24 protein-coding genes are annotated in these 24,476 nt (G+C 73.5%); 9 read left to right on the top strand and 15 right to left on the bottom strand.

Annotated features, from left to right (window positions below):
* Positions 1-485: 485 nt before the first annotated feature.
* The 3 genes from AB0F71_RS02225 (at position 486) to AB0F71_RS02215 (ending at position 3,130) form a co-directional block, all read left to right on the top strand.
* Positions 486-710, top strand: a complete 225-nt coding sequence (locus AB0F71_RS02225; protein ID WP_360226745.1) for a hypothetical protein — start codon at positions 486-488, stop codon at positions 708-710.
* 139 nt (positions 711-849) lie between these two features.
* Entirely contained in the window at positions 850-1,398 is a 549-nt protein-coding gene (gene mobC / locus AB0F71_RS02220) for a plasmid mobilization relaxosome protein MobC (protein ID WP_360226742.1), read from the top strand.
* Positions 1,399-1,426: 28 nt separating this feature from the next.
* Positions 1,427-3,130 (top strand): relaxase/mobilization nuclease domain-containing protein, encoded by a 1,704-nt coding sequence (locus tag AB0F71_RS02215; RefSeq protein WP_360226739.1) that lies wholly within the window; start codon positions 1,427-1,429, stop codon positions 3,128-3,130.
* A 67-nt stretch (positions 3,131-3,197) separates the two neighbouring features.
* On the opposite strand, the gene AB0F71_RS02210 is transcribed toward AB0F71_RS02215, so the two are convergent.
* On the bottom strand, positions 3,198-3,476 hold the full coding sequence (locus AB0F71_RS02210; RefSeq protein ID WP_360226736.1) for a hypothetical protein: 279 nt from the start codon (positions 3,474-3,476) through the stop codon (positions 3,198-3,200).
* Between the two features lie 177 nt (positions 3,477-3,653).
* On the bottom strand, positions 3,654-4,115 hold the full coding sequence (locus tag AB0F71_RS02205; RefSeq protein WP_360226733.1) for a hypothetical protein: 462 nt from the start codon (positions 4,113-4,115) through the stop codon (positions 3,654-3,656).
* 304 nt (positions 4,116-4,419) lie between these two features.
* On the opposite strand from AB0F71_RS02205, the gene AB0F71_RS02200 reads away from it, so the two are divergent.
* The 4 genes from AB0F71_RS02200 (at position 4,420) to AB0F71_RS02185 (ending at position 9,335) form a co-directional block, all read left to right on the top strand.
* Complete coding sequence (locus AB0F71_RS02200) at positions 4,420-5,739, top strand: MFS transporter (RefSeq protein ID WP_360226730.1); 1,320 nt, start codon at positions 4,420-4,422, stop codon at positions 5,737-5,739.
* Positions 5,740-5,775: 36 nt separating this feature from the next.
* Complete coding sequence (locus AB0F71_RS02195; protein ID WP_360226727.1) at positions 5,776-6,900, top strand: GNAT family N-acetyltransferase; 1,125 nt, start codon at positions 5,776-5,778, stop codon at positions 6,898-6,900.
* 56 nt (positions 6,901-6,956) lie between these two features.
* Entirely contained in the window at positions 6,957-8,225 is a 1,269-nt protein-coding gene (locus AB0F71_RS02190; RefSeq protein ID WP_360226724.1) for an ATP-grasp domain-containing protein, read from the top strand.
* Between the two features lie 117 nt (positions 8,226-8,342).
* Positions 8,343-9,335, top strand: coding sequence for a hypothetical protein (locus AB0F71_RS02185; protein WP_360226721.1), 993 nt, complete (start codon positions 8,343-8,345; stop codon positions 9,333-9,335).
* Between the two features lie 62 nt (positions 9,336-9,397).
* Here AB0F71_RS02185 and AB0F71_RS02180 read toward each other — a convergent pair whose 3' ends face one another.
* Positions 9,398-9,715 (bottom strand): hypothetical protein, encoded by a 318-nt coding sequence (locus AB0F71_RS02180; protein ID WP_360226718.1) that lies wholly within the window; start codon positions 9,713-9,715, stop codon positions 9,398-9,400.
* Positions 9,716-10,614: 899 nt separating this feature from the next.
* Here AB0F71_RS02180 and AB0F71_RS02175 point away from each other — a divergent pair.
* Complete coding sequence (locus AB0F71_RS02175; protein WP_360226715.1) at positions 10,615-11,019, top strand: hypothetical protein; 405 nt, start codon at positions 10,615-10,617, stop codon at positions 11,017-11,019.
* A 202-nt stretch (positions 11,020-11,221) separates the two neighbouring features.
* On the opposite strand, the gene AB0F71_RS02170 is transcribed toward AB0F71_RS02175, so the two are convergent.
* The 4 genes from AB0F71_RS02170 to AB0F71_RS02155 all read right to left on the bottom strand — a co-directional run bounded on the left by AB0F71_RS02170 (position 11,222) and on the right by AB0F71_RS02155 (position 12,716).
* Positions 11,222-11,590: a hypothetical protein gene (locus tag AB0F71_RS02170; protein WP_360226712.1), complete on the bottom strand. Its 369-nt coding sequence runs from the start codon at positions 11,588-11,590 to the stop codon at positions 11,222-11,224.
* Positions 11,587-11,997: a hypothetical protein gene (locus AB0F71_RS02165; RefSeq protein WP_360226709.1), complete on the bottom strand. Its 411-nt coding sequence runs from the start codon at positions 11,995-11,997 to the stop codon at positions 11,587-11,589. The genes AB0F71_RS02170 and AB0F71_RS02165 overlap by 4 nt, the downstream gene beginning before the upstream one ends.
* A 96-nt stretch (positions 11,998-12,093) precedes the next feature.
* Positions 12,094-12,264: a hypothetical protein gene (locus tag AB0F71_RS02160; RefSeq protein WP_360226706.1), complete on the bottom strand. Its 171-nt coding sequence runs from the start codon at positions 12,262-12,264 to the stop codon at positions 12,094-12,096.
* A gap of 83 nt (positions 12,265-12,347) precedes the next feature.
* Positions 12,348-12,716, bottom strand: coding sequence for a DUF317 domain-containing protein (locus AB0F71_RS02155; RefSeq protein ID WP_360226703.1), 369 nt, complete (start codon positions 12,714-12,716; stop codon positions 12,348-12,350).
* 442 nt (positions 12,717-13,158) lie between these two features.
* Here AB0F71_RS02155 and AB0F71_RS02150 point away from each other — a divergent pair, with 442 nt between their 5' ends.
* Positions 13,159-13,494 carry a hypothetical protein gene (locus AB0F71_RS02150; protein WP_360226700.1) on the top strand — a complete coding sequence of 112 codons (336 nt, stop codon included), beginning with the start codon at positions 13,159-13,161 and terminating at the stop codon, positions 13,492-13,494.
* A gap of 119 nt (positions 13,495-13,613) precedes the next feature.
* Here the strand turns inward: AB0F71_RS02150 and AB0F71_RS02145 are convergent, their stop codons facing one another.
* From AB0F71_RS02145 to AB0F71_RS02110, 8 genes are all read right to left on the bottom strand, one after another.
* Positions 13,614-15,413 (bottom strand): hypothetical protein, encoded by a 1,800-nt coding sequence (locus tag AB0F71_RS02145; RefSeq protein ID WP_360226697.1) that lies wholly within the window; start codon positions 15,411-15,413, stop codon positions 13,614-13,616.
* Complete coding sequence (locus AB0F71_RS02140) at positions 15,410-16,561, bottom strand: AAA family ATPase (RefSeq protein ID WP_360227685.1); 1,152 nt, start codon at positions 16,559-16,561, stop codon at positions 15,410-15,412. The genes AB0F71_RS02145 and AB0F71_RS02140 overlap by 4 nt, the downstream gene beginning before the upstream one ends.
* Before the next feature lie 679 nt (positions 16,562-17,240).
* Positions 17,241-18,101: a hypothetical protein gene (locus tag AB0F71_RS02135; RefSeq protein WP_360226694.1), complete on the bottom strand. Its 861-nt coding sequence runs from the start codon at positions 18,099-18,101 to the stop codon at positions 17,241-17,243.
* Positions 18,102-18,122: 21 nt separating this feature from the next.
* Positions 18,123-19,589, bottom strand: a complete 1,467-nt coding sequence (locus tag AB0F71_RS02130) for a DUF317 domain-containing protein (RefSeq protein WP_360226691.1) — start codon at positions 19,587-19,589, stop codon at positions 18,123-18,125.
* A 237-nt stretch (positions 19,590-19,826) separates the two neighbouring features.
* The gene (locus tag AB0F71_RS02125) at positions 19,827-21,317 is read right to left on the bottom strand and encodes a DUF317 domain-containing protein (protein WP_360227682.1); all 1,491 of its coding nucleotides are present in this window, start codon (positions 21,315-21,317) and stop codon (positions 19,827-19,829) included.
* A 173-nt stretch (positions 21,318-21,490) separates the two neighbouring features.
* On the bottom strand, positions 21,491-22,276 hold the full coding sequence (locus tag AB0F71_RS02120; RefSeq protein ID WP_360226688.1) for a hypothetical protein: 786 nt from the start codon (positions 22,274-22,276) through the stop codon (positions 21,491-21,493).
* Positions 22,277-22,289: 13 nt separating this feature from the next.
* Positions 22,290-22,865 (bottom strand): hypothetical protein, encoded by a 576-nt coding sequence (locus tag AB0F71_RS02115; protein WP_360226686.1) that lies wholly within the window; start codon positions 22,863-22,865, stop codon positions 22,290-22,292.
* The gene (locus AB0F71_RS02110; RefSeq protein ID WP_360226683.1) at positions 22,862-24,454 is read right to left on the bottom strand and encodes a DUF317 domain-containing protein; all 1,593 of its coding nucleotides are present in this window, start codon (positions 24,452-24,454) and stop codon (positions 22,862-22,864) included. Before AB0F71_RS02110 ends, AB0F71_RS02115 begins: the two co-directional genes overlap by 4 nt.
* Between the last annotated feature and the right edge of the window lie 22 nt (positions 24,455-24,476).

Genomic DNA, 24,476 nt, shown 5'->3' with positions numbered 1-24,476 from the left:
GGTCCGTCCGGTCCGGCTCCCGTGCCGGGTCCGTCCGGTCCGGTCCCCGTGCCGGGTCCGTCCGGTCCGGCTCCCGTGCCGGGTCCGTCCGGTCCGGCTCCCGTGCCGGGCTCGTCCGGTCCGGCTCCCGTGCCGGGTCCGTCCGGTCCGGCTCCCGTGCCGGGTCCGTCCGGTCCGGTCCCCGTGCCGGGTCCGTCCGGTCCGGCTCCCGCAATCGGACGGGCGCGGGTGAAGCTCGAGGTTCTGGTGCCTGTCGCCAGGCAAGCCGCCGCGCGCGCTGGCCGGACCAACCGGGAGGTCGTGGCCGCCGGGCTTCGACAGGAGGGCTACTCCATCAGCAACGAGCGCATGGGCAAGCTGCTGCGGATGATCGAGGACACCGACGCCAAACCTCCGCCGACCTCTCCACCCGCATCCGCGAGCACCTCGCACTCCGTTTCACCACGACCCCGCCCCACGCCCAACTCGCTTCCGAGGAAACGCCCATGACCCGCACCAGCACGCCGAAGACCACGCCCGACGCCCTGATGAGCCTCCTCCTGGAGCAGCGCCTGGTCCGCACGGCCACCGTCGCCAGCGACGGAAGCTGGCTCGTCCGCCGGACCACGCACGGGCCCAAGATCGTCCTGGAAGGCCCCGTCGACGTCATGGACTACGGGCTCGGGCTGCTCCTCGACGCCAAGCTCGAACTGGAGGCCGCCGTCGCCTGACCGCGCCAAATCGCTTGCCCAGTACCGCAGTTAGGTGGCTGACCGCTTGGCCCCTACGGCGCAGCAAGCTATCGCCAAAGCCGGGCTTACGCCCGACTTTGGCACTTGCCCTCGCCCCGAAGGGGGGCGAGGGAGACCGGTGACGAGCCGAGCGGGGGCGCTCGACTCGTCACCGGTCTTCCGGCACCAGGGGGTGCCGGGAGGAAAGACGGAGGAGGAGAAGATCGAGTCGCTGAACGACTCCGTCGAACTGCCCGCCGAGCCGCCCGCCGACGCGCCGCCCGCGCGCCGCCCGCGCCGCCGCCACCGCGACCCTGAGAGCCGCTCCCACAAGCTGACTGTCCGTCTGAACACCGACGAGAAGACCGAGATCGACGCCGCTGCCGCGCTCCGCGCTGTGACCGTCGGTCGCTTCCTCGCGACCAGCGCCATCAGCGCCGCCCGCGGAACTGCTGCCAACCGCGACCCCCAAGACCGTCTCGACCGAGCCGTCGACGAACTCGCGTCCTCCCGCGCGCAGCTCGCCCGCGTCGGCAACAACCTGAACCAGATGGTCTTCGGCCTCAACGCCGCCGGCTACGTCCAGCCGGCCGAGCTCGCCCCGACGCTCGGAGCCGTCCGCGCTGCGGTCGCCGCGATCGACGCCGCTGCCGCCCAGCTGGTCACCGGTGGACCAATTGGTCCCTGACGTCAGCCGCGGCAGCAAAACGTACGGATTGCTGGCCTACCTCTACGGCCCCGGCAAGCACGACGAACACTTCGACCCGCACCTGGTGGCGTCCTTCGACGGATTCGCGCCCGACCCCGGCCGCGACCCCGCAGCCAGCCTGAAGCAGCTGGAGCAGGTCCTCGACCTGCGGGTCAACCAGCGCGGGCGGCGACGCCTGAAGAACCACGTCTGGCACTGCCCGGTCAGCCTCGACCCGGACGAGCGGATCCTCTCCGACGAGGAGTGGGGTGAAGTCGCCCGCCGAGTCGTCGCCGCCGTCGGCCTCGCCGAACCCGGCGACCCGGACGGCTGCCGCTGGATCGCGGTACGCCACGACCCCCGCCACATCCACATCATGGCCACCATCGTGCGCGGCGACCTGCGCGGTGCCCGCCTCCACAACGACGCCCAGCGTGCGCAGGACGAATGCCGACAGATCGAGAAGGAGCTCGGCCTGCGCCAGCTCAACCCTGGCGACAAGACCGCCGCCAAGCGTCCGACCAGCGCGGAGACCCACAAGGCCGAGCGGCTCGGACGCCCGGAGCCCGTTCGGCTCCAGCTGCGGGACCAGGTCCGCCGCGCTGTCGCGGGTTGCCAGAGCGAGGCCGAGTTCTTCGACCGCCTCGCTGCGGCCGGTTTGCTGGTGCAGCGGCGCGTCGGACCCTCCGGCGACACGCTGGGCTACTCGGTCGCCGACCCGGACGACCGCAACGCCGCAGGTGATCCGGTCTACTTCCCCGGCTCGAAGCTGTCCCCCGACCTTTCCCTGCCGCGCATCCGCAAGCGGCTGGGCGGCGGCGTCCGGGCCGACGGAGCGAGCGCCGCCGAGCCGGGCGATCCGGCCACGGGCAAGGCCCGTGTGCCCGGTTCCAGGGCCGCCCGTGCCCGCCGGGACGCTGCAGCCGCGGTCGACGACGCCACCCGCACCATCGAAGAGGGGAGCGAGGAGGACGCGGCTGCGCAGCTCGTCGGTGCGATCGAGATCATCGACGTCCTGGCCGTCCGTGCCCCGGCCGACACCAGGGCACAACTGCTCTCCGCGGCAAGGGCGTTCGAGCGGGCATCGCGCTCCCACGTACGCGCCGAGCGTTCCGACAACCGGGCGGTTCGAGCAGCGGCCCGCCAGATGCTCAGCAGCGGCTACGCCGGGAACCGGGGAGAGGACGGAGGCGTGACCGCCATGCTGCTCTCGGCGCTGATCCTGCTGGTCATCGCCTCCGCCCGGTGGCACTCGGCCCGCTCCCACGCGCAGCAGGCCGCCGCCGCCAACGCGGCGGCCGAGCAGCTGAGGGCGGCGTACGCCACGGTGGCCGCCCGCCCGATGGCGGCCATGGCCGAGCGAGGCCGCTCCCTGCCGTCGCCCGTGCGCGAGCGCCAGGACGCGGTGATCCGCGCGAAGCTGCCCGAAGCCGCAGCCGGCGGGAGCGGCGGGACTGGCGGGAGCGACTGGGACGCGCTCGCGGCGACCCTGGCGGAGGCGGAGGCGGCTGGCCACGACCCGGCCGCGCTCCTGGAGAGGGCCAGGAACCGGCGCGAACTCGACAGTGCCGACTCCGTCACCGCCGTCATGGTCTGGCGGGTGCGCCGGATCGCGAAGCTGTCGGCCGCCCCCGAGGCCAAGTCCGAGCAGCCCGGCATCAGCACCAGGGCCGAAGGGCCGGCGGCTCCGACGCCCGCACCCGGGCGTCAGGCCCGCAACAGCCGGCGCTGACCCCGCCCGGGTCCGCCCTGCTGCGGACCCGGGCGGCCCCGGCGGAGCTTCGCCGGGGCCGCAGCTGCTACTCCTCCCAGCCGGTCCAGCCGCCGTAGCTGTCCGGGCCGTCCCCGTCGGGGAACATGAAGTCGGAGAGCATCGGCTCGGCGCAGTAGCACTCGCCGTCGATGCAGTCCCGCGTCCCGGCGCACCTGCCCCAGTCGGGGAGCGGGGGGAGCGGACGGGGCGGGGCCGGCCGGCGGACCCGGACCACGGCCGGGACCACCTCCCCGTTCCTCCACACCCCCGTCGCCAGCAGCTCGTAGTCGTCGGGCTGGTCCATGTCGGCAACGTCGATCGTCAAGGTCTACCTCCAGAGTTCTGCCGACCGCGTGGTCGGCGCTCGGTCCGCGGAAGGAGATCGGTGAACGGGGGGCAGCGTCCGCGGGCGCTGCCCCCGCTGGGCCTCGTCGGACCGCCGGCCGTCCGGTCCGCCAGGCCGCGGTCCGTGCAGCGCCCGGTGGTACCGGAGCCGGGGCGGCTACAGCCGTACGAGCAGCACCGCCGAGATGATCAGGGCGGTCCGGTGGAGGGCTTGATCGGCCAGGTGAAGGCCAGTGAGACCCCCTTCGCGAAGTTCGGCGAAGCCCGCCGAGCCGAGCCGGCGGAGAATCCACCGGACAGGCCAGCGGTGGTCCAAGATCGCATGTGTGGCGAACGACCAGGCCAGCGCCGTGGTGCTGCCGAGCGCGGGAAGCGGTACCACGAGCCGGAGCGCGCCGTACAAGCCGACCATGACGAGGTGGTAGCTCACGCAGTGGCCGAGGCACGCACCCCAGCCGCGACGGGGGCTGACGCCGGCAGCGACCTCCTCCTGGCTGGGGGCACCCTTGAGCGCGGCCTGCCGGTCCGACTGGCCCAGCACGTAGTCGGCCAGCACGTGTCCGACGCCGAGCACGGCCGCGACCGCGCCGAACGCCTCCACGAGGTTGTGGTGCTCCATCTCGTCCTCCGTCTGTCGCGGTGGCCGAGCGCTTGTCGCACGGCCCCACAAATGCCGAAAGGGGGCCGGCACCAACGTGCCGGCCCCCTTTCGCGTGGGGTGGGGAGGTGGTCCTGACCGACGGTGGTCGAGGCAGCAGAGAGGCAACTCGCGGCGTGCGCGGTGGTGCCGGGGCGCAGTACCACAAGATCGGCGCGATGCGTCGGGCCGACGAGCGCAGAGTCTGGCTGTCCGCCCGCCGACGAACGCGATCGACGCTTCGTCGGCGGGCGTACCACCGAGCCGTCGAGCCAGCAGGAGCAGTATGTCCGTCTTCCCGTTCACGGAGCCCGGCGACCGTGCCGAGCGTGCCCTGCGGCGGGCTCCGCAGAGCGACCGGGACTGGCTGCTGCGCTGCTACGTGCTGCGCGGCACCGACGCCCTCGCGGGGTCGGTGATCACCTACGCCGTGCCGCTGCTGGTCCTCACCCTCACCCACTCAGTGATCTGGACCGGCGCCGCGTTCCTCCTGGAGTGGCTCCCCCGGCTCGCCGCGATCGTGCTCGGCGGTCCGCTGGTCGATCGGCACAGCCCGCAGACCGCGGTCCTGGCGACCAGCCTGGCGCGCGGCGGGGCCGCGCTGCTCACCCTGATGGGGATGAGCATGGGGCTCGGCGTCCCCCTGGTGCTCGCCTTCGGCGTCGTCGCCGGGATGCTCGCCGAAGGCTCCTTCCTGGCGGTCGAGTCGCTCGGGTCGGAGGCGAGCCGGCGGGCCGGTGCCCAGGCGCACCGGGTGCAGTCGCGGTTCACCGCGATCGACCAGAGCGCGGCGCTACTGGGTCCGCTGATCGGCGGCGCGCTGCTGCTCGCCGGTCCGGCCCTGCTGCTGACCACCGTGGCGATCCTGTCCGCCGTCACCATCACCATGGCGCTGGTCATGCACACCCCGCGGGTGCGGCTGCGCCGGGTCGCCGAGCACCGCCCTCTGCGGGCCCGCGACGCCCTGGCCGGCGGCCTGAAGGGCGTGCTCGGCACCCCGGCCCTCTCCTGGCTGGTCGCCACGCTCGCCGCCGCGAACCTGCTGTCCGGCCTCCTGCAGGTCTCCACCCCGATCACCATCACCCGAGACCTTCACCACAGCACCGCCGCCACCGGCCTGGTGTGGAGCGTCGCGGCGGGCGCCAGCCTGCTGGCCGTCCTCGCCGCGAAGCCGGCCATCGACCGGCACGGCCTGTTCCCCGTAATCCTCGCCTCCTCCGTCGTCACCTGCGTGGCCGCCGCCGGTGCCGCCCTGGCCCCGACCCTGGTCACCTACACCGCGGCCGTCGCCACCTTGATGGCAGCCGAGGGCGCCGCGACGGTCGCCCTGCGCACCGCCCGCGCCCGCCTGATCCCCGCCAGCCGCTTCGGCGCGACGCTGTCGGTCTGCGTTCTGCTCGTCCTGGCACCGCTTCCGGTGGCCGGCCTGCTGGTCGCCGTCGTCCCCGCCGACGGCGTACGAGCCCTGCTGTTCGGCGGCACGGTGGCCGTCACCGTCGCCACCGCCTTCTGCCTGGTCGGACTCCACCGCCACCGGCACACCTACGAGCACACCGACGCCGAGCCCGCCGCCCAGGACCAGACCGCCCCGGCCGAGGCCGCCTGACCCCACCACCTGCAACCCCTTGGAGATCGCCACCGCATGACCCTGCCCCGCGCCGCCGTACCCCAGGCCACCGCCCGCTGGTACGAGCACCCCGACGACGTCCCGGCCGACAGCCGGCGGGCACCGCACCCCTCCCGCACCCGGGCCTGGGCGAGCGCCTGGTCGACGTTGACCACCGAGCGGATCCTGGACCACCACCACCTCCACCTGACCGACCCCTCCGGCGACGACGAGACCGTCTCCTTCTTCCTCACCGACGCGGACGGCTCGCCGTACTGGACGAGCCAGGAGGTCGACGTCGGCATCCCGCCCGTGTGGCGCGGCCGCGTCCTCTACGCCGGCAGCCCCCACGCCGAGTACGGCGGTGCCGGCACCGCAACCGCCGCGATGGCCGCCGCCACCACCCGGGCCGGCCTCGACCTTGCCGCCCGGCTCGGTGCCAGCGCCCTCGTCTACCCCGGCCTCGACCAAGCACAGGCCGACCGGCTGATCACCGCCACCCGTACCGCCGGCAGGGGAACCGTGCTGGACCTGGCCACCGACGTCGCCTGGACCCGTACCCTCGGGCCGAGCATCGACCAGTGGTGGCAGGGCATGCCCTCGCGTCAGCGCCGGGACATCCGCCGCCGCTGGCGCCGCGGCACGGAAGCCGGCCTCGTCCTCGACCCGCTCACCACCGGCCGCGGCATCCTCGACACGGTCCCCGCCTTCGCGCCGCTGGCCGCCGGCACCGCCGACCGCCACGGCACCGCGTTGTACGGCCCCGACATGTTCGAGCAGCTGGTCGCCGTCCCCGGCACCGTCCTGCTCGCCGCCCGCCACGGAGGCCAACTCGTCGGCGGGATCTACGGCTGGCTGTACGACGGCTGCCTCTACCTCTGGGCGTCCGGCCTCGACTACGACCACCCCCATGCCCCGCTCGTCTACACCTGGCTGATGTGCGAGTCCGCCCGCTGGGCGCTCGACCAGGGCGCGATCCTCATCGACGCCGGCCGCGCCAACCACCTGGCGAAGGCCCGCCTCGGCTACCGACCGCGCATCCTGCGCACCGTCGTCCACCTGATCGGCCACCAGCCCGCCACCGAACACGCGCTGCGACGGCTGTCCAAGCGCCTGGGCGACCAGGCCGCCCCGCACCTGCCCCCGGCAGCCCGCTGGTGAACACCGCCGTGCCCGCAGACCCGTCCCCCTCGCCGCCACGAACCGGAAGGACCAGCATGACCACCACGAACGCCCCGACGAACGACACCCGCGACGAGGGGGTGCTCCTGGTGCTGGGCTCGGGCGACCCGGCCTATCGCTCCTACTGTCTCGCCTCCGCCGCCGACCGCAGCCCACTGGTCCTGGTGAACGCCACCGACCCGACCTGGCAGCTGGACTACGTCCGCGACCACGAGGTGGCTCACCTGGGCGACCTGGAGCAGCTGCGCTGGGCGGTCGCCCGCCTGTCCGAGCGGCACACCGTCAAGGGTGTGCTGACGTGGGACGAGTACGCGCTGGTGCCGGCCGCGCACGTCGCCGCCGACCTCGGCGTGCCCGGCCAGTCCTCGGCCACCGCCGCAGCCTGCCGCAACAAGTCTGCCTCGCGGGCGGTGTGGGCGTCGGAGGGTGTGCCGTCCGCCCAGTCGATCCGGGTCACCTCCCTGGTGACCGCCGCCCGCGCGGCCCGCCGCATCGGATACCCCGTGGTCCTCAAGCCGAGCGCGCACGCGGGCAGCATCGGCGTGATCAAGGTGGAGAACCCCGACGACCTGCCGGGCGCGTTCGCCTACGCCAGCGGCCGGGCCGAGGACCAGGGCGAGGAGGGCAGCGGCATCCTCGTCGAGGAGTACCTGGCCGGTCCCGAGATCTCGGTGGAGTGCGTCACCCGCCACGGCATCACCACCGCCGTCGCCGTCACCCGCAAGGAGCTCGGACCGGAACCCCACTTCGAGGAGGTCGGCCACGTCGTGTCCGCCGCCGACCCGTTGCTCGCCCAGGTCGGCCCGGTCGCCGAGGCGGCCCTGGACGCCCTCGGCATGAACTCCGGCGTCTCCCACGTCGAGATGCGCCTGACCGCCGGCGGCCCCCGGCTGATCGAGGTGAACGGGCGCATCGGCGGAGACCTGATCGGGCACCTGGTCCGTCTCGCCACCGGCATCGACCTCGCCGCTGCGGCGGCCGACATCGCGCTGGGCCGCGAGCCCGACCTCGCCCCCACCCGCTCGGGCGCCGCCGGCGTCCGGTTCCTCTACCCGGACACCTCCGGAACCGTCCGCACCGCCCGGCCCCGCCCCGAACTGGGCAGCCCCGACTGGCTGGAGCGGCTCGTGTGGGAGTGCGAGCCGGGCGAGCAGGTCCTCCTGCCTCCGGCCGGCGACCTCGGCACCGCGCGCCTTGGGCACCTGGTGGTCACCGGCACCGACGCCGCCCAGGTCCACGAGCACCTCGCCCACGCCGAGGGACTGCTCGACACCGCGGTCGACCCCGCCCCGACCGAGGGCTGACCGGCTGACCAGCGGCGGGCCCGACGCACTGCTCACGCCGGGCCCGCCCCGCGACCGTATCCGCTCGCCCACGCTGCCGACACCCCCACCCCCAAGCCGACAACCGAGAACAGGACCGTGGACCTCCCCTCCTACGCCAGCGCCCTTGCCGCCCGCCTGCCAGGGGCCTGGGTGGCCGAGCACCACCTGCACCTCGATGCGGACATGGCCGACATCGTCTCGATGCTCGCCCTCGGCCCCACCCGGTTCGCCGACTTCCGCAACGCCTCCGTCCTCACCGACCCCGCCCGGCCGATCGGCATCCTCGTCACGGAGGACCAGCACACCACCGGGCGCGGCTACACGATCCGCTCGATCGCGCTGGCCGACGGTCACGCCTACACCCGGCAGGCGGGCGCCGACGACCAGCTCCAACTCGCAGTCCCCGCAGATCCGGACGCAGTAGCAGCCGACATCGAGCGCACGCTGCTGCCGTGCCACGACCGGCTCCTGGCCCGGCACCGATTGGGCGTCCTGGAAGAGGCCCTCCGAGGAGCCCAACAGGCCCTCGACCACTGGGACTCGATCTCCGACGGCCTCTGCGACGAGGACGGCTGGCCGTTGGACGAGCAGCTCTATGGCGACGGCAAAGTCCGTCGTGACGCCGACGCGCTCGCCCACCTCCAGCAGGTCCTGCCCCACGCCGACGCTCTCCTCCAGGACGGCCACGCCGCCCACCGGCTCCTGCCGCCCGGGCGGGAGGCCGACCAGGCCGGCTACTACCTGCGCGCCCTGGCCGACACCTTCGCGGCGGCCAACCGGACCCTCGATGAGTGGAACGCTGCCCTGCGGCGCCGCACCAGGGCGGACGGCACACCGATCGAGCCCGGCCACACCGCGGTGGTGGAGGAACGCAACGCGGAGATGTGGTCGGACATCGACACCTGGCTCAACTACGGCCCGGACCTCGCCGCCCTCCTGGGCGGGAAGGCCGCACCCGCCGCGCCCGTTGGCCGTACCGCCGCCGCGGAGGCACGCTCGCCCCGTTTCCCCACAGCGGCTCCGGCCCCATCCCCCCAGCGCCAGTCCAGCAGTCCGCCGGCCGGTCCGCCCCGAGCATCCCGAAGGTGACGCCAGCGCCCACCACTCGAGCGACCGGCCCGACCACCGACCCCGCATCCGCCGGGAGCGGGTCACGGCACCGGGCCGCCAGGTGGTGGCCCGGTGCGCCTGCGACGGCTCCGCTCGAGCACCCTGTCCGTTCTCCGCTGCCGCCGCCGGCGCTCTCGGCGATCCGTGCGGCGGTGCCACCGGTCCTGGTAGTCGATCTGCCACCGCTCGATCAGCACCTTGCGGTCGGCCGAGTCGGTCGGCCAGATCGTGGTGATCACCTGCGATCCGCCGAGCACGACGATCGCCAGAACCACCAACAGGAGGAAGCCCCACCACGGCAGCACGGCGTACGACGCGGCGGCGGCCACCAGCCCCGTCAATCCCTTCACAAACTGCATGTCAACCTCGGAAGTCAGAGAGGCGACACGCGGTACGGCTACGCCGCGAGGACCAGCCCGCCGCGGCCCAGCCCTGACCGGTGTCCCCACGAGCGGACGTCGGACAGGGACACGGAGTCGGGTCCGCGGGGAATCAGCGGTGCGCCCAAGCGCTTGGGGCCGCATGCGCAGGCCCACGTCGGCGGAACGTACCCGGGCGGCGGAGGAGCGACAGAGCAGGGGAGCGCCAGCCGGCCGGACACGACCAAGGCCGCCAGGGCGAGGACGGACAAGGCCGCCGACACCCATGCGACGTCGTCCTCCACACCCGGCGGGAGCGGGAGATCCTCCAGCAAGCTCGGCGGCGAGCAGCACGCGAGGCCGGCCTCGCAGCCGCGGGCGAAGAGAATCGTCGTCAGGTTCTGCCGGGGCGGAGCGTTCGTCAGTGGCACTGGCGCGGAGTCGGCGAGGTCGCGCAGGGCCGCTTCGAGGCGGGAAAGGTCGGAGCCAGCCAGGTGGTGCTGGTCGAGCTGCCTGATCTCCTGGAGGAGGGACAACCGCTCCCGCAGTACCCGCTGCCACTTGCCGACCCGAAGGGAGTCCGCCCTCCTCGCGGCTTGGAGCAGCCATGCGACTGTGTTCGACTTGCCGCTGCCCGCCGTGTGCCAGACCACGCCGGGCCCCGCAGACGGGACGGCGTTCTCGGTGGCGGATCGGATCCTGGGCACGGCAGCAGTCTAGGTGGGCGCGCCGACCGGGTAGTCCCAGCCGCCCGAGCCGTCTCAACCTGGAGGCCGCATGCCGGAGTCCATCCGACCCCGCCACGCCCTCAAGGTCGCAGGTTGGTAACGGAATGCCGTTTCGGGAATAAATTCGGCCAATGCATGGTTTGATCCGGCACCGCTACGAAAGGGCAGTACTTGTCGGATTCGCCGAGACCTCACGACGGCCATGGCCACAACGACCCGACCGAGCCGGCTGATCTCCCGCCGCTCGACCGCATCGAGTTCTCGATCCCCGACTTCCCCACCCTCTCCCAGGACAAGCCCGTGATCCGGGCGGTCCCGCACCACGACGAGCTGAACCCCCGCGGCACCGTGATCACGTGTGAGGAGTGCAAGGCTGGCCGCGACTGGCTGCTCCTCAACATCCGCCGGCATGTCTTCGTCCGCTGCCGCTGCGGCCACGAGTGGCTCGAGGACGACCTGACGGTCGAGTACTTCGAGCAGCACTACTCGACGCCCACCGCCGCGTGGGATGACTTCGAGACGGCCATGGCCTCGACCGGCTACGACGGCTCCTGGGCGGGGATGTACCTCAACTAATGCGCGGTATTGCATCGGACGCAACATCCTGCATTCGCTGCGCATGGGTCTGAGCTGCAATTTTGCCGGGGGATCGGCCGAGGCTGGCGGCCGTAAGATCCGTGGCCCGACTCGGGTGGACTCCGTGAAACGACACGAAGGGGCGGCACCGCGATTTCTCGCGGTGCCGCCCCTTCACCGTTGCCCCAACGGGGCGCCGCACCTACCGGTCGTGGCGGCGGGCGAAGCCGCGCCCGTCCTTCTCGACCAGGCCGGAGCTCCGCAACCGGGCAAGGCTCAGCCGCACGACGGCGACCCGCAGTCCGAGGTCGGCGGCAAGATCGTCGGGTGTTGCCGTGCCGGAGGCCAAGCCGGCGAGCACCGCGCGGTCGGCGTCGGCGTCGAGCCATCTGCTCACGCGGTGCAGCGCGAGCGCGGACACGCCGCACGAGGTGAGCTCGACGGCGGCCCAGGCGCCGTCGTGCCGCAGGCCCGCCGCGACGGCGAGGGCGCCCGAGACGGTGGTGAGCGCGATCAGCAGGACCGCCGCGCGGCGCAGGCCGCGGCGGGAGATGTTCGGGTTGGTGGTCACAGAGCCTCCTGGGGCAGTGGAGCGTAGCGGGACTGCGAGAAGAAGTCGCAGTCGGCGCGGGGCGGGCGGATCCGGCAGACCCGGCACGGGCGCTCGGGTGTGCCGGGGACGACGTGGTGGTGGCAGAAGGTCCGACCGCCACCGTCGGCTCGGACCGGGTGGGCGACGACGAGTTCGACGAGCTGGTCGGTGGTGCTCCACCCGCAGTAGCCCTCGCGGGGGTGGGGCCGACCGTGTCCGCCGTCGATGCCGCCGACGGCCAGCAGGTAGCGGTCGGACGGGGCGACGTAGGCCAGCACGTGGTAGCGGGTCCGCTCGCCCGCACGGTTCGCGGGACCGTAGGCGGTGCCGAACGCGCGGGTGATGCCGACGCGGTCGCCGCGCAGGTCGAGGGTTTCGGGTTCCAACGGGCCTCCGTGGTCGCGGTGCTCGACGCGAGGTTCGCGTCGATGACTGGGCCGCCGGGCCGGGGCGCGGCGGCGTGCGGGGGGAGGCTGTGGTCGTCAGCAGTGCGGGCAGCGCTGCCGGGGAATCCGGTGGCCAGGGGGCTCGATGGCGGCCGGGACACGGACGAGCAGGACCCGTGCGACGACCAGCTGGAGGGTCATCAGGAGCAGTCCGACGCGGACGGCGGCGTGCTCGCTGAGCAGCAGCGCGTGGAGGGCCAGGCCCACGGCGGCGGCACTGATCAGGTACTCGGCGACGGCGAGGCGACGACGGGCAGGCAGACGGAGCGTGCGAGGGATGGCGCGTCCTTTCAGGAGGGCGACGAGGCGGTGACGGACGGGCGGGGGGTGGAGCGGGCGACCATGGAGGTGAGGAGGTCGATGACCAGCTCGGCGGGAGTGTGCCGGTTGAAGGCGGCGCGCCAGCCAGGCTGCCGGGCGGTACCGGTGAGCGCGATGATCCAGGTGTCGACGTGCCGGTTGTCCGGCTGGTAGCCGACGTAGACCTGGGTACACGGCGACGCGGCGTGCAGCCCGCCCTCGGCGTCGATCACCCACGACCAGCCGTGCTCGTAGAGGAACGCGCTGATGGCGTTGGGGTTGCCCTCGCCGAGCGGCCAGGTGCGGTGGGCGATGGCGTCGCCGGGACGCAGACCGCGGACGACAGGGGCGGAGATCACGACGGACAGGGGAGGACCCTCCTTCGGGATGGCGCTGCGGGTCGTCCATGTTGACTTGGACTGCCCCGATTTGCGTAGTCCTTTCAAGGGGTTGCTGTCTGCCGCAGGCGAACACGCCGAAGACCCAGCCGGAGGGTCGGCTGGGTCGTGGCGGCGCAGGCCACCTTGGCGGGGCCGCGCGTCGCCAGCTTCTGCAGGCACGAAGGGGCGTGAGCGATCTGCGGACTGGACGGGCGCGCTGATCTGACGCCCTGTCGGCGGCTAGGGTGTGTTCGTCCGCAGGGCCTCGGCCCCGCGAGTGGCGGCTCCCCACGGGGCCGAGGATTCCAACGATTCCGGCCGCCGGCACGGCCGGCACGCAGCACCTCACGTGCTCGCGGCCACCGCGCCGGCTCCCGGCACACCGTGCTGCCTCGAACACCCCACCGCGAAGGACGAACCCGTGAGCCTCCACGCTCTGAGCCTGGACACCGAACCGACGTCGGCCGACTGGCTGGAGCTCAGCTCCTACGCCGCCGCCCCGGACGGATTCGAATGGCGGGACCTGCTCTCCGAACAGGACATCGCCGCCTCCGGCCAGTACACCGACGACGTCCGGCGCATGCTCCACACCCTCCCCGGCGCCCATGCCCGACTGGAAGAACTCGGCGCGAACCGGCTGATCACCACGGTCCGCGAAGCGATGCGCCTGGCGGTGTGCGTCCTGCGCCTGGAGGAGATCGGCGAGCTTCGCCGCGCCGACGCGGACCCGCACGCCTTCACCAGCAACCGCCGGTAGCCGCACCGGGCCACCGAACACCAGGCCGCCCCCGGCCAACGCCCGCCGGAGCGGCACGGCCGCCGCGCCGAGCGCCGGGCCGGGGGCGGCACCGCCGAGTTCACGGCCCGGCCGGCGTCTCACCGTGTCCTGCGGATGGCGTCGGTCGCCGCCTGGGCGATGGCGGCAGGGGCGCTGGCCGGCCGGGTCAGGTGGAGCAGGGTAGTCCCTGGCAGGTGCAGGGAATCCTTGGTGAGGGTGAGTTGGAGCACGGCACAGCCGGCGTTGGTGAGACGGTTGATGCGGGTGACCGCCTCGGCGGTTTCGTCCGGGGTGTACTTGGCGTCAGTCACGACCACGAGGAGGCGGCCGGTGCCGGGGTGGCTGAGGTCGAGGCCGTGGTCGAGCGCGTCGAGGGCGTCGCCCAAGTTGTGGCTGGCGCCGTTGGCGACGAACTGGGTCACTCGATCCGGTGCCCGGTGGGTGGGGCGGGTCAGCGCCGTCAGGTCGTAGTCGTACGCGACGGTGGCGGTGCGGGAGTCGGGGCCGGTCAGGGCTGCCGCGCGGGCCACGATCCAGGCAGCGGACGCGACGGGCCCGCAGGCGGCCCTCATGGAGCCGGAGACGTCCACCGCGATGCCCACCCGGAGCGGTGGGGTGGGTGAGTTGCGGCGGCGGATGGCGGTGAAGGGTTCTGCTGTGAGCACCGACCCGCTCGCGCGCTGGGCGTCGCGGGCCAGGGCCTGGCGGACGTTGAGGCGGCCGGGCGGGGTGGGGCTGGTGGTCCTCTCCTCGCTGCGCTCGCGGAAGGCCGCAGCTCGCAGTGCGCGGCTCAGGCGCGCGGCGGCGGTCTGTTCGGCGGTGGTGGGCTTGCGGGTGCCGGTGACCGGGCTGTCGGAGGGCCTCGGTGTGCCGTTGGGGCTGACGGTGGTGCCGTTGGGGTTGAAGACGGACCTCGCGGTGGCGGCGGCCTTGCGTCGCTGGCCGGCCTGCTGGGCGCGACCCTGGGCCTTTGCCTCCGCCCGCGCGGCCAGGGCGTCGGTTGTGGCGGCCTGCGCCGCGGCGTCGGCGGCGTCGTTGGCGTCCATGCTGTCCATGACGACCCCCGCGGCGTCGGACAGCAGATCGGTGAGCCCCGGCGGCAGGGGCAGGGAAGGGGAGACGGTGTCCAGGGCGTCGCACCACGCTTTGCCGTGCGCGAGCATGGTGGCGTCGTCGTGGTCGGCGACCTGGTGGGCCGCGGTCCAGATGCCGGTGAGGGTGGCCAGCAGCTCGGCGCCAAGCACCCTCTCGCACAGTTCGGCCACGGCTCGGGTCTCGCCGGCGTCGAGGATGCCGACATCCCGGCGGCCGAGGATCAGGGCAGCCACGCCGGCGGCGTGCCTGATGCCCTGGACACGGGGGTTGGCGATGTCGGGCATGACCAGGGTCCGGGCGCTGGTTCGCAGGTACCTGCGGTCAGTGGGTCGCCTGATCAGGTGGGCGCCCTCGACCCGGCTCTCCTCCAGCAGCAGCGCGGCCTCGACGACGCGGGGGTCCGCGTCGGCCGGCTGCTCCCAGACGGAGTGGGCGGCGTGGGCGGCCTCGTGGACGAAGACTCCCCAGGCGGCGGGATAGCGCTCCTCGTCGCCCACGATCCGCGGGTGGATCTCGTGGGGCCGGAGGACGCCGAACAGGCCGGAGTCGAACTCGATCTCCGCGAGACGGGGGTAGAAGGCGGCCGGTGCGCCGCTGCGGGTGCCGGGGCGGCAGGTGACGAGCAGATCCTGACGGCCGGACAGCGCGACCAGCCGATCACCCAACTCGGCGCCCACTCGCAGCCACGCGGCAGGGGAGGAGGAGGGCTGCGCGGGCGGGGCACCGTCGTCGTCCCAGCGCGCGAGATCGGCGTCGTCATCGGGCGTGGTCGCGGGAGGCTGGACGTGGTGATGGGCACTCATCGCTGGCGGCCCCGGGTCGTGGGTCCGGTGGGCTGCTGAGCAGCCGGGGCGGTGGCGGCGGGCAGCTGCCGGCCGAGGGTGAGCGGCTTGACGTTCTTGACACCGGCGACCTTGCTGACAGCGGTGGCGACGGCGTCGCGGTCCTCCAGGGGAGCGATCCCGACCAAGTTCGCCCACGCGGCCTGGCTGCCGAGGACAGCCTCGGTCTTCTGGAAGCTGAGCAGCTCTCGCAGCTGGGGGGCCCAGCCCAGCTCACCCAGCTCGACCTGACCGGCGAGATGGCGGGCGACGCGGACCACCCGGGCATCGACCCGCAGCGCCTGGGCGAGGTCATAATCCGTCCCGACCTGGATCTGCACGCTGAACCGGGACGCCAGCGCCTCCGTCAGGATCGCTCCGTGGACGCCGGGATTGTGACCCGCGACCACAAAGAAGCCGGGCTGGGCCGTGATGGTTTCGCCCCGGTGGGCCTTGACCTGGATCTGGCGGCGCCCGTCCATCGCCGGATACATCGCCGACAAGACCTTCGGCGAGATCAGTGTGGCGTCGTCGATCAGAAGGGCGCGGCCCTCGGTCATCGCGGTGACCAGCGGACCGTACTGCCAGACGTAGCCCCCGCTGTCGTCCAGCGTGTAGTCGCCGATCAGGTCGCCGACCGTGGTGTCGCCATCGCCGGCGACGGTGATCAGATCGGGGAAAGCAGCCTCGACCAAACTCGTCTTGCCGGTGCCCGGGGGGCCGTAGAGCAGTACCGGCACGTCGGCGGCACGCAGTCGCGCCAGCGCCTCGACGTCGGGCAGGGAGGCCAGCTCCCGGGGGTGGTAGAGCTGGCCGCCCGCGCGGCGGATCGGACCGACCTGCTTGGGCGTCTTCGGTGTGGCCGTGGCCGTGCGGGCCGTGGCCGCCTGGGCCCGGGGAGAGTGGGTGCCCGGTGGACTGATCACCACGACCGCTGCGGCGAAGGCCGTCTTCCCGTTCGCGCGGAACTGCCTTCCGGAGCCGAGCTGGTCGGCCTCGCCGCGCTGAACCAGCGTGTTGACCGCCTGCTGGACAGCACCGTGGGAGTGCCCCAACGTCTTGGAGATCTCGCCGATGGTGAGCGGGTCCGTCGGCCGGTCGGCCAGCAACTTGGCGACCTTGGCCCTCAGTTCGCCGGGCTTGGCGTGTGCCGGCTTGACGGGCGGTGCGGGCGTGGTCAAAGCGAGGAACCTCCAACGGGTTCGCGGGCGGGCTGGGTTGGCAACGTGCTGGGATGGCGGGGCCGCTCGCGGAGCGGATCAGAGGCGGGACGATCACCGGGACCGGGAGGGCGAGGCCGGTCCGCTCACAGGGTCTGTCGGGGCCAGTTCACCCAGGCCCCGGCTGGTTCGGGCGGCCTCGGTGTGGGAGGTCTTGTCGCGGGTCTGTACGCGTGCGCCCGGCAGGGGCGTACCGACGACGCTCAGCGGCCGGCCGAGTGCTTGGGCCAGGCGCACGGGGTAGTCGGCGGCGAGCAGTCCGCTGGCTGCCGAGCAGGCCCGAGCGTCCGGTCCGCGCCGGGGTCCGTCTCTGGGCAGGAGCAGCCAGGAGCCTCCTCGAAGCCGGCCCCGATCAGGACCCGCAGCGCGGCGGCGTTGAAGCCGGTGGTGGTGATCTCGCCGGTGGCGGTGCGCCGGATCGGTATGAACTGCTGGGCTGTGCGCTCTGCGGGCGCCCCCGCCTCGTGGACGGGCGAGGGCCCCTGGGCGGAGTCGAGAGGATGCGAGGTCAGGGCTTCTCCATGGTGGTCGGTTCGGGACTTGGAGGGCTTGGGCGGCCGGTGCCGGCCGTGTTCCGGGGGTTCGACGGTCAGCGGGCCCGGCGCTGCTGCGGCAGCGTCCGCGGTGCACCCGGGGCCGGCTGCGGGGCTGCCCGTGAGCGCCTGGTCGTGGTGCGCGTACGAGCCGCGTCCGCGCGGCGGCTCTCCGCCGGGGTGGTGAACAGCTCGTCGCTCGCGTAGCGGAACGCGCTGGCGGCGTCCTCCAGCAGCTCGGCCTGGATCCGCTGGGGTGCCCGGGCGGCGTCGGCCAGGATCTCGGGGATGCGTGCGTCCAGCAGGCCGGCCTCGCGGGGCAGCCCGTACGCGGCGGCGACGGCATGGCGGGCGGTCGCCTCGATCGTGGCGGACCACGCCGTCGGCAGGTTCGGGCCCTCGGGCACGATGCCGCAGACCGTCGGTCCCAGGTTGGCGAGGGCCCGCGGCAGGGTGGCCTCGTTGTCGATGGCGGCCATGAGGGCCACCTCAAGGGCCGTGTACGACGCGGCCCCCAAGCGGGAGAAGAGGTGTCCGTTGTGCAGCCAGGCGACTGCCAGCTGCTGCGGGCCGAGGGTGGGGGCGGGCAACTCCGGTAGCTCGATGACCAATTCGTTGGGGCCGGCGGTCGTGGCGAGGGCCCGCCAGAAGCATGCCAGCCGCGCGGTGCCCGGGAGAGTGTCGGCATTGGCCAAGGCGGTCAGCATGGCGGGGTCCAGCGGGTTCTGCGGACGCGGGTACACCTGCTGGGCGAGGCGGAAGCTGGCGTCGGCGAGGGCCAAGCAGCCCCTGGACGGCTCCAGCGTCCGGCTCGCGGCGACCAGCAGGTCGGCGACCGGGGCGCTGCCCAGGCCCTCGTAGGCGGCGTTCAGCAGGCGGCGGCTGTCCAGGAGTGCGGGTTGCGGGGAGTCGGTCATGGTCGTCTCTGAGTGATGAGTTCAGCGCCGCTGGCTGGGGGCGGGGGCGTTGACCAGGGTGCTTGTGGTGGCGGCGGTGCCGGGCTCCGCACTCGAGCGGGGCAGCTGGGTGCCATGGGCGAGGGCCGCAGTGCGCCGTTGGGCCGGAGCAGTGAGGGCCTCGGCACTCACCGGGGTGACGACGGCGACCTTCCGGTCGGTCGCGTCAAGGTGGAGGCCGGTGGTGCTGCGCAGCAGGGGCTCCGGGGAGGCGAGGTCGCGGCAGAGTGCGGCGGCGAGGCGAGAGGGGGTGTTCGCGCTGATCTCCGCCATCCAGTACCCGCGGGCCCGGTAGCAGCTGATCCGGGCGGCGGGCTTTCCGCGCAGGTCGTGGAGGGCACTCGGGACGTCGCAGTGGACGTTGACGTAGCCGTCGGGCGAGCGGAAGGAGACGGAGCCGCGGGGCTCGACGGTGCTCTGCCACCCCGCCTCGGCAAGGGGCAGGAAACCGAGGGCCAGGACTCCGGCCTGGAAGGGGGCGCGGGAGTCCGGCCCGGCTTCGTCCAGCATGGCGAGTGCCTCGTCGACTACGCCGGCGATCAGCTCGGGCGGAGCCAGGTCGCCGCTGGTGATGCGCCAGGCGACGCTCGCTCCCCGGTGCTGGGCGCCCCAGACCCGCCAGGCGGCGCTCTGCCGCGTCGGGGTGTCGGTGCCGTCGGGCCAGGCGACGCCGAGCCTGCCGCACGGGCTGGTCATCGAGTTGGTGCCCAACGTCCAGCCCTGGGAGACGAGATGGTCCTTGATCTGTTCGGCACCGCCACGGCCGGGCCCGGCGTAGTGGCGGGGGGTTACGGTGACCAGCTCCGACCCGGGAGCGGTGCGGGTGGCCGGGACGGTGTCGGTCGGGTCGGGAGCGGCGGGCAGAGGGGTCTCCAGGTCGGTCGGGGCAGCTAGTTGGGGGCGCCATCGCGGAAGGGCGGCGAGGGCTGCCGGTTCGAGGGTGACCCGCGCCAAGTGGTGGTCGGGAACCTCGCTGCGGCGGCGAAGCGCGGTGTTCGAGGACAGCATCACCGCCGCCGTGCGCAGGAGCGCCTCGGGGGCCCACGGTGAGGCGACGACCCTCCACGCCAGCTCGGAGCTGGTGTTGTTCATGGAGAAGGCGAGGGTGCGCTCGGGTAGCTCCGGCTGGTGCTGAACGGCGGTCTCACCGGCCGGCGAGTGGATGAAGGTGCGCCAGGGCCCGCGGTCGACCGTCCATCCGGCGCCGGTGAGGATCCGCTCCACGTCGTCGCCGGCGCGTCGGGTGGTCAGGACGGTGGCCGGGTCGGTGTCGAGGCGACCGGCGGCGTCCAGGACGAGGCCATGGGTGAGCTCGTAGGGCGTTTGGGGGCCGAACCAGGCACACCAGAGCTCCGTGGCGTCCGAGGCTGCGCTGTCGTAGGCGGAGAGCTTCCAGTGGTCTGCGAGGAGGGAGCGGCCAAGGTGGAAGTCGCCTCGCTCCAGTTCCATGCGGCGGCAGGGGCTGACGAGCAGGGGCTCCTCGGTGGTGCTGTCCGGATCGTGCTCCCACCCGTATGCCGAGATGAGGTGGTCGCCCAGGTCTCCGGGCGCGGTGCCGGTGCCGGCCAGTGCCAGGGGGCGGACGGCGACCAGTTCGTCGGTGTCGGTGGGCAGGTGGGTCTCCAGGAGCAGCAGGGGCGGTTGGAGGAGCGGGGTGGTGTTCGTGACAGGCGGGGGCGGCGGGGGTTATCGCCGAGGGGCGCGCGCGGTCGCCGCGAGGGCGCTGGCCAGGGGGCTGGTGGGCGTGGTGGCGCTCGGGGTGGACGGGGCCGGCAGCGAGCGGGTGACGGCGGCGGCCCGCCGTCCGGTCGAGGCGCTGAGGGACTGTGCGGTGACCGGGGTGACGACGGCGACCTCGCGGTCGACGTGGTCCAGGTGCAGGTGATCGGAATTGCGGATCAGGGGCCTGGGGTCGGCGACGTCGCGACACAGCGCGGCGGCCAGCCGGGAGGGGGTGTTCGCGCTGATCTCGATTTCCCAGAAGCCGAGCGGCCGGTGGCAGGAGATGCGGGCGGCCGGTCGGCCACGGAGTTCATACAGGGCGTCGGGCGGTCCGCAGCGGGCGCTGAGGAGTTCGTCGGGTGAGTGGAAGGTGGCGGCGCCCTTGGGCGTGACCTCGCTGCTCCAGCCCGCGGCGGCCAGCGGCAGGAAGCCGAGGGCCAGGACACCCGCGTCGAACGGTGCCCGGCCGGCCTTGTCGGCTTCCTCCAGCATGACCGTCGCCTCGCCGATCAGACCATCGATCACCTCGTGGGGCACCAGGCGCCAGCCGGTGACCCGCCAGGCGACGCCCGCGCCGCGGTGCTGGGTGCCCCAGACCCGCCAGGGCTCGTACGACCTCTCGCGTCCCCAACCGCGCGGCTTGTCCGACTCGGTGGGCCAGGCGACCCCGAGCCGGCCGCACGCGCTGGTGAGGATGCCCTCGCTGCGGACCCAGCCCTCGGCCTCGAGGCGGTGCCGAAGCCGCTGGACGGCATCGGCGCTGGGACCGGCGTAGTGGCGAGGGGCGACTGCGACCAACGCCGGCGGTGTGCTGGGCTGTTCGGCTGTGGCCCCGTCCGGGCCAGCCGGCACGAGCGCCTCCTCGGCGCTGAAGCCGGGCGGCAGACGTGTCCAGCGCGGCGGGGCTGCCGAGTGCGCCGGTGCGGTCGATACCCGCTCGGCGTGGTGGGCGGGGATCTCGCTGCGTAGGCGCACCGCCGAGTCCTCGACCAGGGCCGTCGCCGCGACGCGCAGGAGCACCTCCGGTGTCCGGGGCGACATCGAGATCGACCAGGCCAGCTCGGAACTGGTGTTGCTCATGCTGAACGACAGGGCCCGCTCAGGGAGCTGGAAGGTGTGGGCGGCGCCGGTGTTGCCGGTGGGGGTGATCATCCGGACGCCGGGAAGGGGGTGCTCCGTCTCCAGCCAGCCGGCAGCGGCGAGCAGGTCGGCCGCGTCGTCCGCGACGGCGCGGCGGGTCAGGACGCTGCCGGGGTCGGAGCCCAGGCGCCGGGCGGTCTCCAGGACGACGCCGTACGTGAGTTCGTGCGGTGTCTGGGGGCTGAAGCACGCCCACCACAGCCACTCGGATTCCGGTGTCTTCCGCGCCGTGAGCATCCAGTTGTCGTCCAGCGGGAGGTTGCCGGACAGGAAATTTCCGTGTTGCAGGCGGAGCCGGCGGCACGGGCTCTCCAGCTGGGGGTTCTCGCCGTCGGCGGCGATGTGCCACTGGTACCGGGAGGTGAGGTGGTGCAGGAGGTCGAACGGCGCGGTGCCGGGGCCGGCGAGTTCCAGCGGGCGGACGGCGACCAGGTCGTCGGGGACGGGGGCGGGGGTGCTCAGGGTGTCTCCAGCAGCGCAGGGGGAGGTCAGGACGGGCGGCGCCGCACGGCGGATGCGGATGCGGCACTGACGGCGCGCGGCGGACCGGCGGACTGCTGCGCGGCGGGCACCGGCCGGACACCTTCGCTGCGGGCTCGGGCGGCACCGGATCGGCCGGCGTGCGGCAGTCGTTCGGTCAGGGGCCAGGTGGTCAGCAGGTTCCGGTGCCGGGCCGGCAGCTGGTCCGCCCGGCGGACGGCCGGACCCAGGAGGGCGAGGGAGGCAGCGGTCAGCAGCGGCTCAGGGGCCGTTGCGGTGAACCGGACGGTCCAGGTGCCGGTCTCGGCGGCGCCGGTCAGCATCACCTCGCTGCCGGGGGCCTCCAGTGGGAAGGAGAGGGCAGCGCGGCGGTCCGGTGCGGAGACCAGCTCGTAGCCGTCCCGGTGGTGTCCGGACCAGCCGGCCGCGAGCAGCGCCGCGCGGGCGTGGTGGCCGGCGAGGCGGCCGGTGCCGGTGAAGAGGTTCGGGTGCTTGTGGAGGCCGGTGGCGGCCTCGTCGAGCAGGGACTGGGTGATCTCGGCCGGCACCTGGTGGCAGAAGGCGACTGACCAGCCGATCCCGCTCAGGGCCAGCGGCATCGGACCTGGTCGGTTGGACAGGGCGATGCCGTTGGTGTCGCTCACGAGGACGACATGGGTGGGCGAGTTGTAGGGGCGGAACCAGCCGTGGTCCGCGGTGAGGAGGGACGGCAGGTCCACCTCGCCGGGCCCGGCGAGGTGGACGGGGCGGACGGCGAGGAGCGGGTCGGTGGAGACGGAGAAAGCTGTGGGCACAAATCTCGTTCGGTCAGGGGGCCGGGACTCGGCCTCGGCCCGAAAGCGGGGTGGCTGGGCGCAGGGGCCCGGCGGAGTAGACGACGACCGGTGCGGTGCCGGTGGGCAGGCTCGTACGGGCGGTGGCCACGCGGACCCGGCGGTGCCCGCCGTCGGCAGGCGGCCCGGGATAGCCCCCGCGTTCCTCGGCCAGCAGCAGTGCGTAGTCGAGGCGGGGCAGGAGCCGACGGCGGACCGTCTCGGCCGCCCGGCCCGGTGATCCGTCGACGGTTACGCCGAACGGTGTCAGGTCCTGCACCGCGCCGGGGTCGGTGTCGGTCGGGACCAGGGGCGCGGTCAGGTAGCGGCCCGGGTGGAGCGGGCGCGGGAGGACGACCAGCTCCCGGCCCTGGCCGGCATGCATCATCCCGAGACGGTCGGTGACGAACTCCAGCAGGGCCCACTGGGTGATCCCGAGGTCCCAGAGCTGCTCGTACACCTCGGTCAGCGCTGCCGACTCGCTCACGTCCGCGAGCCTCGGCCGCCAGGTGCCGGGGAGTCGGCGGGCCACCGCTTCGGTGAACGCCTCCAGGGCGTGGTCGTCCCTCACCGCAGCCGTCCCCGGTCCGCGACCGCAGGCCGCGGCGCTCCGGCCGGATCGGGCGAGGGACCGCGGGAGGCCGGGGCGGTACCCGAGCGGGCGGCGCTGGAGCGGCCGGTGCCCGCCGCGACGACCTGCAGGTACGGAAGGTGCGCTTCGGGCAGCGACCGGCGGGTCCGGAGTACCGGGGCCGGGTCGAGGGCGGTCAGGGCTGCGGCCGTGACCAGGTACGGCGGTGTGCCGCTGGTGAAGTCCGCGGACCAGGCGGAGAACCGGTCGTCGAGGCCCGCGGAGAGTATCCAGGAGGGAGGGACCTGGCGCCCCAGCTCCTCGTAGTGCCCGAACTCGCCAGAGTTGTGCTGGAGCCTGATCCCTGCATCCGGCGCGCTGAACGTGGTCCACACGTGGACGGTATGGCGCGTCCAATCGTGCTCATCCAGCTCGAAGGGCGAGATGTACTCGGGGTCGTCGGCTGGCCGGGCGTTGCCGGCCGCGGTATCGGCGAGGAGCCGGGTCACCTCGCCGAGGACCTCGGCCGGCGTGTTGCCGCTGAAGGTCGCCCTCCACTTCGGCATGCCCAGCGGGTCGTCTAGCACGGTGATCCGCCAGTTCTCCCGGGGCCATGTGGGAAAGTGCGCGACGTGAACGGTCCGGCAGTTGCTCTCCCACAGTTGGCCGCTCTGGACGGCCACGGACCTCCAGCCCGCCTCGCTGGTCAGGGCTGCCACCGCCCGCTCGACGGGGCCGGGCCCGGCCAGGTACAGCGGGCTGACGGCCACCGGGGGCTCCAGGCCGTTCCTGTCGGCGAGGAGTTCGGCCGCGGTCGGCAGCGCTGCGCGGGCCTCGGCCTCGCGCCGGTCGATCTCGGCCTGCTCGGCGAGGGCGCGGGCGACCACCCACTGTGGCAGGTCGTCGCTGGTTCGGACGAGCGGGCCGCTGTCGGCGATGGCGCCGTTCACGGCCGCGATCAGGTGCAGCGGTGTGCACGAGCTGAAACCCGCGGTCCAGCCCACGCCCGGGTCGCCCGAGGCGACGCGCCAGGTGAAGCCGCTCTGCACCTCGGATGCCAGCTCGACGGCCGGATCGACGAGCGGGCCGACCTCGTACTCGACCTCGCCGTCGCCCGATGTGGTCAGCCAGCGGCCGTCGGCGCAGACCGTTGGCCAACCCGCCTCGCTGTGGGCCTCGTTGGCGTCGGCGAGCGTGCCCTCCAGCGACACGAAGGTGCCCGTGGTGGCGCTGACCGCGTCGTACTGCAGGGAGTCGGCCAGCTGGCCGAGGAACGCCTCGACGATCTCCGGCGGGGTGGCCCGGCTGAATCCGCCGCGCCAGGCCGGGCCGGCGAACGGGTCCAGGGACGCGGCGACCTGCCATGCCTGATCCCGGTCGGGGCGGTAGCCGACGCGGACACGGTGGCACGGGCTGGTGGCGATCACCTCGGTGAGGTACGGGCCGAGGGCCGTGACTCGCCACCGTGACCCGCGCAGGGGTGCGAAGGCGGTGTCGACGGCCTCCCGGTCTCCGGGGCCGGCGAGGTAGCGGGGGCGGACCAGGGTCTCGGTGTCGGGGTCGTGGTGCGGCAGGTAGGTGTCGGGCAAGGGCCAGAGCTCCATGAGCGGG

This window comes from Kitasatospora sp. NPDC028055, assembly GCF_040637885.1.
Lineage (GTDB): Bacteria > Actinomycetota > Actinomycetes > Streptomycetales > Streptomycetaceae > Kitasatospora.
The sequence above is the reverse complement of the archived record's forward strand: the minus strand, read 5'-3'. Positions and strand labels throughout refer to the sequence as shown.